Raw genomic sequence first — 13,860 nt, 5'->3', positions numbered from 1 at the left:
ATGATCAAACACTGGATCAACGGCCGTGAGGTCGAAAGCAAAGACACCTTCATCAACTACAACCCGGCCACCGGCGAAGCCATCGGTGAAGTCGCCAGCGGTGGGGCCGAGGAAGTGGCGCAGGCGGTAGCGGCCGCCAAGGAAGCCTTTCCGAAGTGGGCAGGCACACCGGCCAAGGAACGTGCCCGCTTGATGCGCAAGCTCGGTGAGCTGATCGAACAGAACGTGCCGCACCTGGCCGAGCTGGAAACCCTCGACACCGGCCTGCCGATCCACCAGACCAGGAACGTGCTGATTCCCCGGGCGTCCCACAACTTCGATTTCTTCGCCGAAGTCTGCACCCGCATGGACGGCCACAGTTACCCGGTGGACGACCAGATGCTCAACTACACCCTGTACCAGCCGGTGGGCGTGTGCGCGTTGGTGTCGCCATGGAACGTGCCGTTCATGACCGCCACCTGGAAGACTGCGCCGTGCCTGGCACTGGGCAATACCGCGGTGCTGAAAATGTCCGAGCTGTCGCCGCTGACGGCCAATGAACTGGGGCGCCTGGCGGTCGAAGCCGGGATTCCCAACGGCGTGCTGAACGTGATCCAGGGCTACGGCGCCACCGCCGGTGATGCGCTGGTGCGCCACCCGGACGTGCGGGCGATTTCCTTCACCGGCGGTACCGCCACCGGCAAGAAAATCATGCAGACCGCCGGGCTGAAAAAGTACTCCATGGAACTGGGCGGCAAGTCGCCGGTGCTGATCTTTGAAGACGCCGACCTGGACCGCGCCCTCGACGCGGCACTGTTCACCATCTTCTCGCTCAACGGTGAGCGCTGCACCGCTGGCAGCCGGATCTTCATTCAGGAGAGCGTGTACCCGCAGTTCGTCGCCGAATTTGCCGCCCGCGCCAAACGCCTGATCGTCGGCGACCCACAGGACCCGAAGACCCAGGTTGGCTCGATGATCACCCAGGCCCACTACGACAAGGTCACCGGCTACATCAGGATTGGCCTCGAAGAAGGCGCCACCCTGCTGGCCGGCGGCCTGGAACGCCCGGCCAACCTGCCGGCGCACTTGAGCCGCGGGCAGTTTATCCAGCCGACGGTGTTTGCCGATGTGAACAACAACATGCGCATCGCCCAGGAAGAAATCTTTGGCCCGGTGGTGTGCCTGATCCCGTTCAAGGACGAAGCCGAGGCGCTGCAACTGGCCAACGACACCGAGTACGGCCTGGCGTCCTATATCTGGACCCAGGACATCGGCAAGGCGCATCGTCTGGCCTACGGCATCGAAGCCGGCATGGTGTTCATCAACAGCCAGAACGTGCGGGACTTGCGCCAGCCGTTTGGTGGGGTAAAAGGTTCCGGCACCGGCCGTGAAGGCGGCCAGTACAGCTTCGAAGTGTTTGCCGAGATCAAGAACGTGTGCATTTCCATGGGCAGTCATCACATCCCGCGCTGGGGTGTGTAACCCGGATATAACAACGCTACCTGTAGGAGCGAGCTTGCTCGCGAAGAACCCGCAGGCGCCGCGGGCTAACAGAAGTGCTGCGTTATCGTTGACGTTTTTCGCGAGCAAGCTCGCTCCTACAAAAGAATAAATACTCAGGAGAATGATCATGGGCGAAGTGGTTCTGGCAGCGAAGATCTGCCACGTCCCCTCGATGTACCTGTCGGAACTGCCCGGCAAGCACCACGGTTGCCGCGAAGCAGCCATCGCCGGGCACAAGGAAATCGGGCGGCGCGCCCGTGAACTGGGGGCCGACACCGCGGTGGTGTTCGACGTGCACTGGCTGGTCAACAGCGGCTATCACGTCAACTGCGGCGAGCATTTCAAGGGCACCTACACCAGCAACGAGCTGCCGCACTTCATCAAGAACATGGAGTACGAGTACCCGGGCTGCCCCGAGCTGGGCGAGTTGATCGCCGCCGAGGCCAACCTGGCCGGCGTGCGCACCATGGCCCACAACATCCCGAGCCTGGAGCTGGAATACGGCACCCTGGTGCCGATGCGCTACATGCACATGGGCGTGCCGGACGCGCAGAAGTTCGACGTGATCTCGATTGCCGCGTGGTGCGCCTGGCACCGCCTGGAAGACAGCTTTGCGTTCGGCGCCGCCGTGCGCCGCGCCATCGAAAAGAGCGACCGCAAAGTCCTGGTGCTGGCCTCGGGCTCCCTCTCCCACCGCTTCTCGGACGACCGCGAAGCCGAAGCCAACATCCACAACTGGACCCGTGAATTCGACAAACAGATGGACCTGCACGTGGTGGAGATGTGGAAGCAAGGCCGCTTCAAGGAGTTCTGCGCAATGCTGCCGGACTACGCCGAGCACTGCTTCGGCGAAGGCAAGATGCACGACACCGCGATGCTCCTGGGACTGCTGGGCGGGCCGGACTACAACCAGCCGGCCGAGATCATCACCCAGCCGTTCGGCAGTTCGGGCACCGGGCAGATCAATGCCATTTTCCCTTTATGAGCATTGGTGAGGATCAAATGTGGGAGCTGGCTTGCCTGCGATGCAGGCACCTCGGTGTATCTGTCGCACCGAGTTGATGCCATCGCAGGCAAGCCAGCTCCTACAAGGAATTCGCTGCACCTCACCCCAAGAGGAGATACACATGCCGCACTTCATCGCCGAATACACCGACAACATCGAGCAGCAGGCCAACCTGCCGGCCCTGTTCGAGCAGGTTCACGCCGTGCTGGGGGACAGCGGCGTGTTTCCCCTGGGGGGCATCCGCAGTCGCGGAGTGCGCCTGGACACCTGGCGCATGGCCGACGGCAAGCATGACTACGCCTTCGTCCACATGACCCTCAAGGTCGGCCACGGGCGCGACCTGGAAACCCGAAAAACGGTGGCCGAAGCCCTGTTCAAGGTCATCACCGAGCACTTCGCCGAGCTGCAATCCCAGCGGCTGCTGGCGTTGTCGTTCGAGATGATCGAGCTGCACCCCGAGCTGAATTTCAAGCAGAACAACGTGCACGCATTCCTGAAGAACCAGGCGGGCTGAGCACAGCCCACCTTTCCGCCCATGGCCACTCAAACAAAAAAGAACAACATCATGAGCACAGCCAATACCGCCGACAGCACCACCCTGATCGAACATCAGCGCACCCACAGCATCGTCACCTGGCGACTGATGCCGTTGCTGCTGATCTGCTACCTGTTTGCCCACCTGGACCGCATCAACATCGGCTTCGCCAAGATGCAGATGAGCACCGACCTGCACTTCAGCGACACGGTGTATGGCCTCGGTGCCGGCCTGTTTTTCATCGCCTACGCGCTGTTCGGCGTACCCAGCAACATGGCCCTGGACCGGGTCGGCCCACGGCGCTGGATCGCCTGCCTGATGGTGGTGTGGGGCGTGCTCTCCACCAGCATGCTGTGGATCGAAAGCTCCACGGGCTTCTACGTGCTGCGCTTTCTGCTGGGGGTGGCCGAAGCCGGCTTCTTCCCGGGGATCCTGGTGTTCCTCAACCGCTGGTACCCGGCCCGCCGCCGGGCGCAAGTCACCGCGCTGTTTGCGATTGCCGTGCCCATGGCCGGTGTGATTGGTGGCCCGTTGTCCGGTGCGATCCTGGAGAACTTCCATGATTTCGGCGGGCTGCGGGGCTGGCAGTGGATGTTCCTGATCGAAGGCGCCCCGGTGGTGCTGCTCGGCCTGGTCGTCCTGAAATACCTGCCCGACAGCTTCGAAACCGTGAAGTGGCTGGAGCCCGCGCAAAAGCAACAACTGCGCGAGCAACTGAGCACTGAAGAACAGCGCAAATCCATCACCTCCTTCGGCGGCATCCTGCGTGACCCGCAGGTGTGGCTGCTGGTGGCGGTGTACTTCGCGGTGATGCTGGCGGTGAACACCCTGGCGTTCTGGATGCCCACCCTGATCCACGGCGCCGGCATCGGCCGCGACAGCCAGGTCGGCCTGCTGAGCGCCGTACCGTATCTGGCCGGGTGCTTCTTCATGATCGGCTGCGGGCGCTCGTCCGACCGCAACCGCGAACGCCGCTGGCACCTGTGCGTGCCGTTGCTGATGTCGGCCATCGGTATTGCGGTGGCCGGGCTCTCGCCCACCAACCCGACCCTGGTGCTGGGTGGCCTGATCCTCGCCGGCATGGGCGCCAGCGCTGCGCTGCCGATGTTCTGGCAATTGCCGCCGGCATTCCTGTCCAACAGCACCCAGGCGGCCGGCATCGCGCTGATCAGCTCGTTCGGCAGCATCGCTTCGTTCCTCGCGCCCTACCTGATCGGCTGGATGCGCGACACCACCCAAAGCGCGAGCCTGGCCCTGTACGTGCTGGCGCTGCTTATCGCCCTCGGCGGCCTGCTGGTGCTGCGCACCCATGCGGCCATCGTCAATCCCCAGTAGAGATTTTGTCATGCTTGATCAAGCCCTTATTCAGCAAGCCGCCGCCCGCCTCGACCAGGCCGAGCGTTCCCGTGAACAGGTGCGCCAGTTTTCCCTGGAGCATCCGAACATCACGATTGAAGACGCCTACGCCATCCAGCGCGCCTGGGTGGCCCGGAAAATCAAGGACGGGCGCAAGCTGGTCGGGCACAAGATCGGCCTGACGTCGCGGGCGATGCAGGTGTCGTCGAACATCACCGAGCCGGATTACGGCGCCCTGCTCGATGACATGTTCTTCGACGAAGGCACCGACATCCCCTTCGAGCGCTTCATCGTGCCGAGGGTGGAAGTGGAACTGGCGTTCATCCTCGGCAAGCCGCTCAAGGGCCCGAACTGCACGATTTTCGATGTGCTCGATGCCACGGAATGGGTGATCCCGGCGCTGGAAATCATCGACGCCCGCATCCAGCAGATCGACCCGCACACCAACGCCACCCGCAAGGTGTTCGACACCATTTCCGACAACGCCGCCAATGCCGGCGTGGTGATGGGCGGCCGCGCCGTGCGCCCCACCGAGATCGACCTGCGCAAGGTGCCGGCGGTGTTGTACCGCAACGGGGTGATCGAAGAGTCCGGGGTGTCGGCTGCGGTACTTAACCATCCGGCCAAGGGCGTGGCCTGGCTGGCGAACAAACTGGCGCCGTACGACGTCACCCTGCAACCCGGCCAGATCATCCTCGGCGGCTCCTTCACCCGCCCGGTGGCGGCGAATCCGGGTGACACCTTCCATGTCGACTACGACATGCTGGGTTCCATCTCCTGCCGCTTTGTCTGAATACTGGAGGACTGTTTCATGGACATGCCCATCAACCGCTTCAAGCAACGCCTGCAACGTGGCGAGACCCAGATCGGCCTGTGGCTCGGTTTGGCGGACGCTTATTGCGCCGAACTGGCGGCGAATGCCGGGTTCGACTGGCTGCTGATCGACGGCGAGCACGCGCCCAATGACCTGCGCGGCATGCTCGGCCAACTGCAGGCTGTCGCGCCTTATGACAGCCAACCGGTGATTCGCCCGGTGATCGGCGATACGGCGTTGATCAAGCAGGTGCTGGATATCGGCGTGCAGACGCTGTTGGTGCCGATGGTGGAGACGGCTGACCAGGCACGGCAGCTGGTGCGGGCGATGCGTTATCCACCGGGTGGTGTACGGGGCGTGGGCAGCGCGCTGGCGCGGGCGTCGCGCTGGAACAGGATTCCCGGTTACCTGGATGAGGCCGATGCGCAGATGTGCCTGCTGGTGCAGATCGAGAACCGTGAAGGCCTGGACAACCTGGACGCGATTGCGGCGGTTGATGGCGTGGATGGGGTGTTTATCGGCCCGGCGGACCTGAGCGCGGCCATGGGGCACAGGGGGAATCCCGGGCACCCCGAGGTGCAGGCAGCGATTGAGGACGCCATCGTACGGATTCAAAAAGCCGGCAAGGCGGCGGGGATCTTGAGTGCGGATGAGAAACTGGCGCGGCGGTATATCGAGCTGGGGGCAGCGTTTGTGGCGGTGGGGGTGGATACGACGGTGTTGATGCGCGGGTTGCAGGGGTTGGCGGCGAAATTCAAAGACACCGCAACACCGGCCATTACCGGCGGCGTGTACTGACGCTCTGAAACCACAAAGATCCAAAATGTGGGAGCGGGCTTGCTCGCGAAAGCGGTGTATCAGTGCCAGGTTTGTTGGCTGACCCACCGCATTCGCGAGCAAGCCCGCTCCCACATTTGGATCGGCGGTGTGTCAGCGCTTGATAGTCTTCAACTCATCCAGCAACCCCAGCAACACCTGCAACTTCTCCTCCCCGAACTGCTCCTGCAACCGCTGGTAATTCTCCTCCATGCACTGGCTCATCGACTCGAAACTGGCCTTGCCCTTCTCCGCCAGCGTCACCAGCACCCGCCGCTGATCCTGCTCGGCCTTGCGCCGGTGCACCATCCCCGCCGCCTCCATGCGCACCAGCACGCCGGTCATGCTCGGCTTGAGAATGCACGCCAGTTCCGCCAGTTGGTAAATCTCCAGCTCATCATGCTGGCTGAGAATTCGAATAACCCGCCATTGCTGCTCGGTCAGCCCATGCTCATTCAGCGAGGGCCGGAAAAAACTCATGGCCGCTTCACGGGCCTGAAGCAAGGTCAGGGTCAGGGATTGTCTGGGTTTCAACATAGGCTCAGGGTCACGATAGATTTAGTTAATGTTTTAACGAAACTCTAACACTCTCCTCCCCACCTCACGCTATAACTTGTGAAGCCGGCGAAGGCTCTGGCGCGCAGGATCAAAACCGGCGGCACACAGAATCAAGACATCCAGCGCGCCAACGGCCTTAATACACTCATTAGCTCTTCACTGTCAGGCAGCGCAATGATCAATATCGAAACGCCGACCTATTACACGGCGACCAAGAAATACAACCTCAGCTTCCCCACCCTGGAGCAGGACGTGGAAGCCGACGTGGTGATCATCGGTGGCGGCTTTTCCGGGATCAACACCGCCCTGGAGCTCGCCGAAAAAGGCATCACCAACATCGTCGTGCTGGAAGCGCGTTACCTGGGTTTCGGCGGAACCGGGCGTAACGGTGGGCAGATCATGGCCGGCATCGGCCACGACCTGGAAAAGATCAAGAAGGACGTGGGTGAAGACGGCCTGCGCCAGATCTTCGAGATCAGCGACCTGGGCGCCGACATCATCAAGAACCGCATCGCCAAGTACGACATCGATGCCGACTTCTGCCACGGCTATGGCTACATGGGCTTCAACGCCCGCCAGGAAAAGACCCTGCGCGCCTGGGAGAAAGACTTCAAATCCATCAACACCCAACACGAGATCCGCTTTCTTGGCGGCTCCGACGTCAGGCAGATCATCGGCTCCGACGCCTACAGCAGCGCCCTGCTGCACATGGGCGGCGGGCATGTGCACTCGTTGAACCTGCTGCTGGGCGAAGCCAAGGCCCTGGCCGGCCACGGCGTGCGGATTTTCGAGAACAGCCCGGCGCTGGAAGTCAGTTATGGCGAGCGCATCACCGTGCGCACCGGCCGCGGTTCGGTCAAGGCCAGCAAGCTGCTGTGGGCCTGCGACAGTTTCCTCAACAAGCTGGAGCCGGAACTGCACCGCTCGACCATCAACACCTACGCGTTCCAGATGATGACCGAGCCGTTGCCAGAAGAGCTGATCAACCGTATCAGCCCGATTCGCGGGGCCTACAGCGACATTCGCCCGGTGATCGACTACTACCGCGTCACCCACGAAAACCGCCTGCTGTTCGGCGCCGCCACGCCTTTGGTGGAGCACATTCCCGGCGATTTGAAAGCCTGGAACCGCAGCCTGATGCTGAAGATTTTCCCGTACCTCAAGGACGTGAAGATCGACCTGGCCTGGGGCGGCCCGATGGCCTGCAGCCCGAACCTGTTCCCGCAGGTCGGCACCTTGCCCGGGCGCAGCAACGCGTTCTACGTGCAGGGCTATTCGGGCTTCGGCGTGACCCCAAGCCACATCATCTGCAAGGTGCTGGCCGAAGGCATGAGCGAAGGCTCGGCGCGGTATGACCTGGTCAGCTCGATCCATCGCCCGACCATCATCGGCAAGGACGCAATCCGCCCGCTGCTGCTCACCGCCGGAAAATCCTGGCATCAGCTCTCCGGTTACTGGAACGGCCGCCGCTGACAAACACCTGTAGGAGCGAGCTTGCTCGCGAAAAACCCAAGGGCGCCGCGTTAATCCAGGACGCCAACGTCATCGTTGACGACCTTCGCGAGCAAGCTCGCTCCTACAGTTGGTCACTAATTTTTTCTCATCAGGAGCAACTGCCATGACCCTCGTTACCCTCAAGAAAGACATCCAGCTATCCGAACTCGACGCCTGGGGCACCGTCGCCGACCTCGGCTCGACCATCCTCGAAGGCGAAGTCCGGGCCTTCGGCAAAATGACCTTCGGTGCCCCCACCGACCCGGTCAGCAGCGCCTATTTCGGCACCACCCAGGGCAAGTTCCGCATGGTCTACCCGTTTGCCGAACAGGCCACCGTGGTCACCGGCGAAGTGGTGCTCACCGACGAATCCACCGGCCAGAGCACCCGCTACAAGGCCGGTGACAGCTGGTTCGTGACCAAGGGCACCCCGGTGCTGTGGGAAGTGGTCAGCGAAAGTTTCGTCAAACACTACTTCGCCGTGGTGTGATAGCCCCGGCTGCCGGCACCCGTCGGCAGCCTTTTGGCGCAGGTGCCCACCCATGCACGCTCTCCCCGCCCACGAAGTCGCCGGCCAGTGCCTGCAGGCTTTCACCCGCTTGATTCCGGTCAGCCAGGCCGCGTTCTATTGCGTCGACCGCCAGCTGCAAGCCCGGGATTTCCAGTTGCACGGCATGAGCGGCGAAATGCACCGCGACTACCTCGACAACTACCGCCAATTCGACCCGTTGCAACCGCGCAACTGCCTGTCCAGTGGCCTGGCGGTGGTGCCGCTGGGCCTTGCCATGGCCCGCCAGCCGGCGCGGGATACCCGGCGCTATGGGGATTTTCTGCGGCGCTATGGCGTGGTCGATGTGGTGGAGATTTTCGCCCAGCGCGCCGGCCAGCCCCAGGCGGCGATTTCGCTGTTGCGCACCGCCGACCAGGGCGCTTTCACCGGCGAGCAACTGGCCCAACTGAACGCCCTGCAAACCTTGCTGCAACTGGCGGTGGCCAACATGCAGCCCACTGAAGAGGCGCTGGCCGGGTTGACGCCCAAGGAGCGCCAGATCGCCCTGCTGTTGCGCCAGGGCGCCAGCAATAAACAGTTGGCCCAGGAGCTGGATGTCGGCCTGCCCACCATCAAGACCCACCTGATCAACCTGTTTCGCAAGGCCGGCGTCAGCAGTCGTACCGAGCTGGTGGGTACCCTGTTCCTGTAGCCAACCTCAACCATCTGGTTGATGGTCGGGCCCACTTACGGGCGCGATGATCCGTGGTGTTCACCCACCCAACCGGAGCTTCGCAAATGACCACCCCTTCTGACTGGATCACCGTGGGCGCCCTGGCCGACGGCTTCGCCCCAGAGGCATTTATCCTGCCGAACCTGGCCGACCTGAGCGGCAAGGCCTTCACGCTGCACTTCGCCAATGGCTGGCAGATCGAGCACCGTTTCGAGCGCGACAGGCTCTCCTGGGCTGCAGCCGACGGTCACTCCAGCGGCAGCGCCACCTACCGTGCGACCTCCGTGCGCCCCGGCCTGTACCTGGTGGATTTCATCAAGCGCGAAGGCACGCAGGCCTGGTCGGTCAGCCTGGTGCTCGACACCGCCAGCGCTTCGTTCACCGCTGTGCTCGGGCGCATGCCCACCCAGGAACAAACCCGCGAAGGCCTCTACAGCCGCGCCCTTGCCGGCAAGCCGCTGACGTCGGTGGAAGTGGAATTCCTCCACGGCAGCCTCGACCGCCCGTGGCAGCCAGGCCAATGCCCCCACGCACCCACCACCGACCTGATCGGCCTGCGCAACCAGTATCGCTACAGCCCGAGCGAGGTCTACGAGCACATCTACCTCAACCACCAGTTCTACGCCTGGCAATGCCTCAAGGGTGTCGAGCAAGGCCTGTGCGACACCGACCGCTGCGATTACTACAAGATCGCCGACCAGCTCTACCTGTTCGTCTGGCGCGAAAAAATCATCCCCACCCTCGGCCTGGTGCTGATCGACCTGCAGCAACACCGCAGCGACGGCAAGATCTTCGGCTATGCCGACGCCTCCTTCGATGAGCTATCGAACTTTCCCATCAGCTCCTACTGCCAGGTGCTCAATCGCACGGAGCATCCTGATGACTGAGCCGCGCACGATTGTGATCACCGGGGCTGGCACGGGCATCGGTGCCGCGTGCGCCCGGCTGTACGCCGCCGAGGGTGCGCATGTGGTGCTGATCGGCCGTCGTCGCGAGCCACTGGAGCAGGTCGCGCGGGAAACCGGGGGGTTGGTGTTGGTGGGTGATGCAGCCTGCCCGCAGACCTGGGAGGGTTTTATTGCGCAGATTCGCCAGCACTATGGGCGGATCGACGTGCTGCTGGCCTGTGCGGGCGGCCATGGCGTGGGCAGCGCCACCGGCACCAGCCCGCAGACCTGGGAAGCGGCGCTGCGCAGCAACCTCGACAGCGCCTTCTACAGTGCGCGGGCGTGTTTGCCGCTGCTGCTGGAAAGCGCCGGCAACATCGTGTTGATGGGCTCGATTGCCTCCCTGGCCGCAGGGCCTGAAGTATGCGGCTACACCACGGCCAAGCATGCCTTGCTCGGGCTCAATCGCTCGCTGGCCCGGGATTACGGCCCGCGCGGGGTGCGGGTGAACGCGGTGTGCCCCGGCTGGGTGCGCACGCCGATGGCGGATGAGGAAATGCAGCCGTTGATGGATTTCCATGGCGAGACGCTGCAGCACGCCTATGACCGGGTGTGCGCCGATGTGCCGTTGCGCCGGCCGGCCAGCGCTGAAGAAATCGCCAGGGTGTGCCGCTTCCTGGCATCCAGTGACGCGTCGATCATTACGGGTGCGACGCTGGTGGCGGACGGGGGCTCAAGCATCGTCGATGTGCCGACGCTGGCCTATGCGCGTATGGAGCAGCGTCATGAATGAAGACCTGGATTTCACTGGTCGCAACGTATTGGTAACGGGTGGCGCCCAGGGTATTGGTCGGGCCATCGTCGAAGCGTTTGCCCTGCGGGGCGCGCGGGTGATGATCGCCGACCTGCAACTGGCAGAGGCGCTCGCGCTGGAGCTGTGCGGGCGCGGCTGCCAGGTGGAAGCGGTGACGGTGGATCTGGCGGATGCGGCTGCGGTTTTCGAGCTGATTGCGGGCGTGGAACACGACTGGGGGCGGCTGGATATTCTGGTGCATAACGCCGGGTATTTTCCGCTGACGCCCTTTGCCGAGATCACTCCGGCGATGCTCGGCCGTACCTTGGCGGTCAACCTCTCGGCGTTGTTCTGGCTGACCCAGGCGGCGCTGCCGATGTTCCGCCGTCAGGGTCGGGGCTGCGTGCTGGTTACGTCGTCTGTCACGGGGCCGCGGGTTGCGTTTCCGGGGTTGAGTCACTATGCGGCGTCGAAGGCCGGGGTCAACGGGTTCATTCGCAATGCGGCGCTGGAAATGGCCGGTTTGAATGTGCGAGTCAACGGTGTGGAGCCCGGCATGATCGCAACCCCGGCCATGGGCAACCTGGGGGATGACCAGGTAAATGCACAGATCGCCAGCCGGGTACCGCTGGGACGGCTGGGCGCACCGTCGGATATTGCCGGGGCAATGCTGTTCCTGGCATCGGACCTGGCAGGCTATATCACTGGGCAAACGCTGGTGGTGGATGGCGGCTCGACCTTGCCGGAGGTTTAACGAAACGTCCTACCGAACTGCCGGATAACCTCTACTCCCCTGCCCTGAGAACCTCTGCAAAGTCCCTCGCCTGATCACACAGCGCGAGGGAACGCCGATGTTTTTTTCGATTAATGCCCTGCCCGATGGGGCTGCCTCTTGAATCCCGCCATAGGCTTTCTGGTCGTGGCGGCGATGGACCCGAAGACGCGCGACGTCGATGGGGTTCTCAATGACTTCACACATTGCCTGAACACCTACGACGCGTGGGCCGAGAGCTTCTGGAGCTTTTCGGCACTGGATGTCGAGCAGGTGTTCAAGGTCGGCGACGAGGTTTCGCTGGTCGCGCCCATCACCCGTTCCCTGTATCCCGCCAGCACCGTCGCGACCTGCAAGGCCAACTCACCGTTGACCCTGGTGCACATGTTCCAGAGCACACGGTTCGTGCCCATCGGCAATACGCCGGTGATGCTGCAGGAAGTCGCGCAAGACGGCGGTCCCCTCGCCGATCCCATCCATAAAACCATCGGCCCCAGCGGCATTCTCGAAGTCACCGAGTGCACCGTCGACCGGCAGTATCGAGTCAGCTTTTACCCCAACGTTTCCAGGGACCACATCAAGGCACTGTATGCCTCCTATCAGTCCGAGATCAGCTCGCTGGAAGGCAACTTGCGCGGTCAGTGGACGAGCACGTTCAAGCCAATATGGGAGAGCTATTCCAAGGCGGGTTATGGCGAGCGCTACACCTCGCTGCAACTGGCTTATGCGCGGGGCTTTGAAAACGTGCTTTACGGTCTCTGGGACGGTATTGCGCAGCTGTACCAGTGGTTGGCAGACATCAAGCCCAACAGCGAAAAGCTCCTGCAGTACCTCTCCCAAGCCGAGCTTGGAGCGCTCCTGAAGCTCAGTCATGAGGCGATTGCCAAAGGATTGTTGATTCTCAGCGACGAGCCGCTGCTGTTCATCTACCTGTCCGCGATGGTCAGTTGGATGCGCATGCTGCCGCCGCATTACATGTTTGAGTTGCTCGGGGAAATCACCACCGAGGTGTTGCTCAACCTGCTGTTGCTGTGGGCTACCGGCGGTATGGGTGTGGCGGTACGTTTGGGCCCGCAGGTGCTGGGCAAGGTCAGGTCCGGCCGGGCACGGGAGTGGTTGGAGCAGATTGCCAAGCTGGGCGGTACGGCCCCGCTGGATAGGCATGCGGAGGTGCTTAAGCCGTTATCGCTTCAGAGTCATGCAGTGCCGGTGAAAGCTGCGGCGGCGCCCTTGAAGGCTGGCGTGGACGAGATTTCCAATCCGGCACCGATGGTGCGGGAGCCGAAGACGGCACGCACGGCGTTGGTGAAGCAAGAACATGTGGATGATGCCCCGGCTTCGGCGAAAACCCCCAATGGAGATGCTTCGGTCTGTTCGGCGAATACCTGTACCAATGGCTGCCCGGTTTCGATGGTTACTGGTGAGGAACTGCTGACCCTGACGGACGGCTCGTTGGAGGGTGTGCTGCCGTTTGCCTGGACGCGGTTGTATCGCAGCAGCGCCGTGGAAGTGGATTGCGGGTTGGGGTTTGGCTGGAGTCATTCGCTGGCGCAGCGGTTGGTGGTGAGCGGTGAATCGGTGGTGTGGACCGATCACGAAAACCGCAGTACGACGTTTCCCCTGCCCTCTGCTGCACGGCCGGCCATCACCAATAGCCTGGCGGAAGCGGCGATTTATCTGGGCGCTTTGCCTGATGAATTAGTACTGGCTCAAACCTCCCTTTTCTACCACTTCCGCAACGGTGTGCTGACGTCGATCAGCGATGCGTATGACAACCGGCTGCGCATTTCCCGCGATTATTCAGGGCGGATTCAGCGGATCGATAACCATGTTGGCCAGGGATTGCTGCTGCGGTATGAGCGCGGCCATATCGTTGCCGTCGACTATCAGGTGCAGCGGGAGCCGGGCTGGGTCACCGAACAGAACGTTGTTTCCTACACGTACGACGATGCCTGGCGGTTGGTTGAGGCGACCAACGCGGTAGGCGAAAGCGAGCGTTATCGGTACGACGATCAGCAGGTGATCCTGGAGCGGGAACTGGCCGGTGGGGCGAGTTTCTTTTGGGAGTGGGAACGGTCCGGCAAGGCTGCAAGGTGCGTCCGGCACTGGGCCAGCTTTTCGCAG

The 13,860-nt window shown here is 62.7% G+C and carries 14 protein-coding genes; 13 read left to right on the top strand and 1 reads right to left on the bottom strand.

The genetic code is table 11. From position 1 onward, the window contains the following. From hpaE to hpaI, 6 genes are all read left to right on the top strand, one after another. On the top strand, nt 1–1,461 hold the full coding sequence (hpaE, locus tag HYE77_RS25915; RefSeq protein ID WP_177037363.1) for a 5-carboxymethyl-2-hydroxymuconate semialdehyde dehydrogenase: 1,461 nt from the start codon (nt 1–3) through the stop codon (nt 1,459–1,461). Nucleotides 1,462–1,609: 148 nt separating this feature from the next. Continuing rightward, the gene (hpaD, locus tag HYE77_RS25910; RefSeq protein WP_003209884.1) at nt 1,610–2,467 is read left to right on the top strand and encodes a 3,4-dihydroxyphenylacetate 2,3-dioxygenase; all 858 of its coding nucleotides are present in this window, start codon (nt 1,610–1,612) and stop codon (nt 2,465–2,467) included. Between the two features lie 142 nt (nt 2,468–2,609). Continuing rightward, nucleotides 2,610–3,002 (top strand): 5-carboxymethyl-2-hydroxymuconate Delta-isomerase, encoded by a 393-nt coding sequence (locus HYE77_RS25905; RefSeq protein WP_177037362.1) that lies wholly within the window; start codon nt 2,610–2,612, stop codon nt 3,000–3,002. Between the two features lie 51 nt (nt 3,003–3,053). Further along, nucleotides 3,054–4,358: an MFS transporter gene (locus tag HYE77_RS25900; RefSeq protein ID WP_008437183.1), complete on the top strand. Its 1,305-nt coding sequence runs from the start codon at nt 3,054–3,056 to the stop codon at nt 4,356–4,358. 10 nt (nt 4,359–4,368) lie between these two features. Beyond that, nucleotides 4,369–5,172 (top strand): 2-oxo-hept-4-ene-1,7-dioate hydratase, encoded by an 804-nt coding sequence (hpaH, locus tag HYE77_RS25895; protein ID WP_008437182.1) that lies wholly within the window; start codon nt 4,369–4,371, stop codon nt 5,170–5,172. Nucleotides 5,173–5,190: 18 nt separating this feature from the next. Next, nucleotides 5,191–5,991: a 4-hydroxy-2-oxoheptanedioate aldolase gene (gene hpaI / locus HYE77_RS25890; RefSeq protein ID WP_087694948.1), complete on the top strand. Its 801-nt coding sequence runs from the start codon at nt 5,191–5,193 to the stop codon at nt 5,989–5,991. A gap of 132 nt (nt 5,992–6,123) precedes the next feature. Here the strand turns inward: hpaI and hpaR are convergent, their stop codons facing one another. Further along, nucleotides 6,124–6,546 (bottom strand): homoprotocatechuate degradation operon regulator HpaR, encoded by a 423-nt coding sequence (gene hpaR, locus HYE77_RS25885; protein ID WP_003209875.1) that lies wholly within the window; start codon nt 6,544–6,546, stop codon nt 6,124–6,126. A gap of 195 nt (nt 6,547–6,741) precedes the next feature. Here hpaR and HYE77_RS25880 point away from each other — a divergent pair, with 195 nt between their 5' ends. The 7 genes from HYE77_RS25880 to HYE77_RS25850 form a co-directional block, all read left to right on the top strand. After that, the gene (locus HYE77_RS25880; RefSeq protein ID WP_177069769.1) at nt 6,742–8,040 is read left to right on the top strand and encodes an FAD-binding oxidoreductase; all 1,299 of its coding nucleotides are present in this window, start codon (nt 6,742–6,744) and stop codon (nt 8,038–8,040) included. 145 nt (nt 8,041–8,185) lie between these two features. Beyond that, nucleotides 8,186–8,551 carry a cupin domain-containing protein gene (locus HYE77_RS25875; protein ID WP_003209872.1) on the top strand — a complete coding sequence of 122 codons (366 nt, stop codon included), beginning with the start codon at nt 8,186–8,188 and terminating at the stop codon, nt 8,549–8,551. A gap of 52 nt (nt 8,552–8,603) precedes the next feature. Next, nucleotides 8,604–9,263: a LuxR C-terminal-related transcriptional regulator gene (locus tag HYE77_RS25870; protein ID WP_177069767.1), complete on the top strand. Its 660-nt coding sequence runs from the start codon at nt 8,604–8,606 to the stop codon at nt 9,261–9,263. Nucleotides 9,264–9,349: 86 nt separating this feature from the next. Next, a complete protein-coding gene (locus HYE77_RS25865) occupies nt 9,350–10,171 on the top strand; it encodes a molybdenum cofactor biosynthesis F family protein (protein WP_134326172.1) in 822 nt (273 codons plus the stop codon). Beyond that, nucleotides 10,164–10,964 carry an SDR family NAD(P)-dependent oxidoreductase gene (locus tag HYE77_RS25860; protein WP_177069766.1) on the top strand — a complete coding sequence of 267 codons (801 nt, stop codon included), beginning with the start codon at nt 10,164–10,166 and terminating at the stop codon, nt 10,962–10,964. Before HYE77_RS25865 ends, HYE77_RS25860 begins: the two co-directional genes overlap by 8 nt. After that, a complete protein-coding gene (locus tag HYE77_RS25855) occupies nt 10,957–11,718 on the top strand; it encodes an SDR family oxidoreductase (protein ID WP_177021257.1) in 762 nt (253 codons plus the stop codon). Before HYE77_RS25860 ends, HYE77_RS25855 begins: the two co-directional genes overlap by 8 nt. A gap of 174 nt (nt 11,719–11,892) precedes the next feature. Then, nucleotides 11,893–13,860, top strand: a 1,968-nt coding sequence (locus tag HYE77_RS25850; protein WP_256347487.1) for a DUF6531 domain-containing protein, incomplete at its 3' end; no start/stop codon positions are given.

This window comes from Pseudomonas sp. IPO3774 (genome assembly GCF_013386835.1).
Classification (GTDB): Bacteria; Pseudomonadota; Gammaproteobacteria; order Pseudomonadales; family Pseudomonadaceae; genus Aquipseudomonas.
Note: the sequence above shows the minus strand (reverse complement) of the source record. Positions and strands in the feature narration are given on the sequence as shown.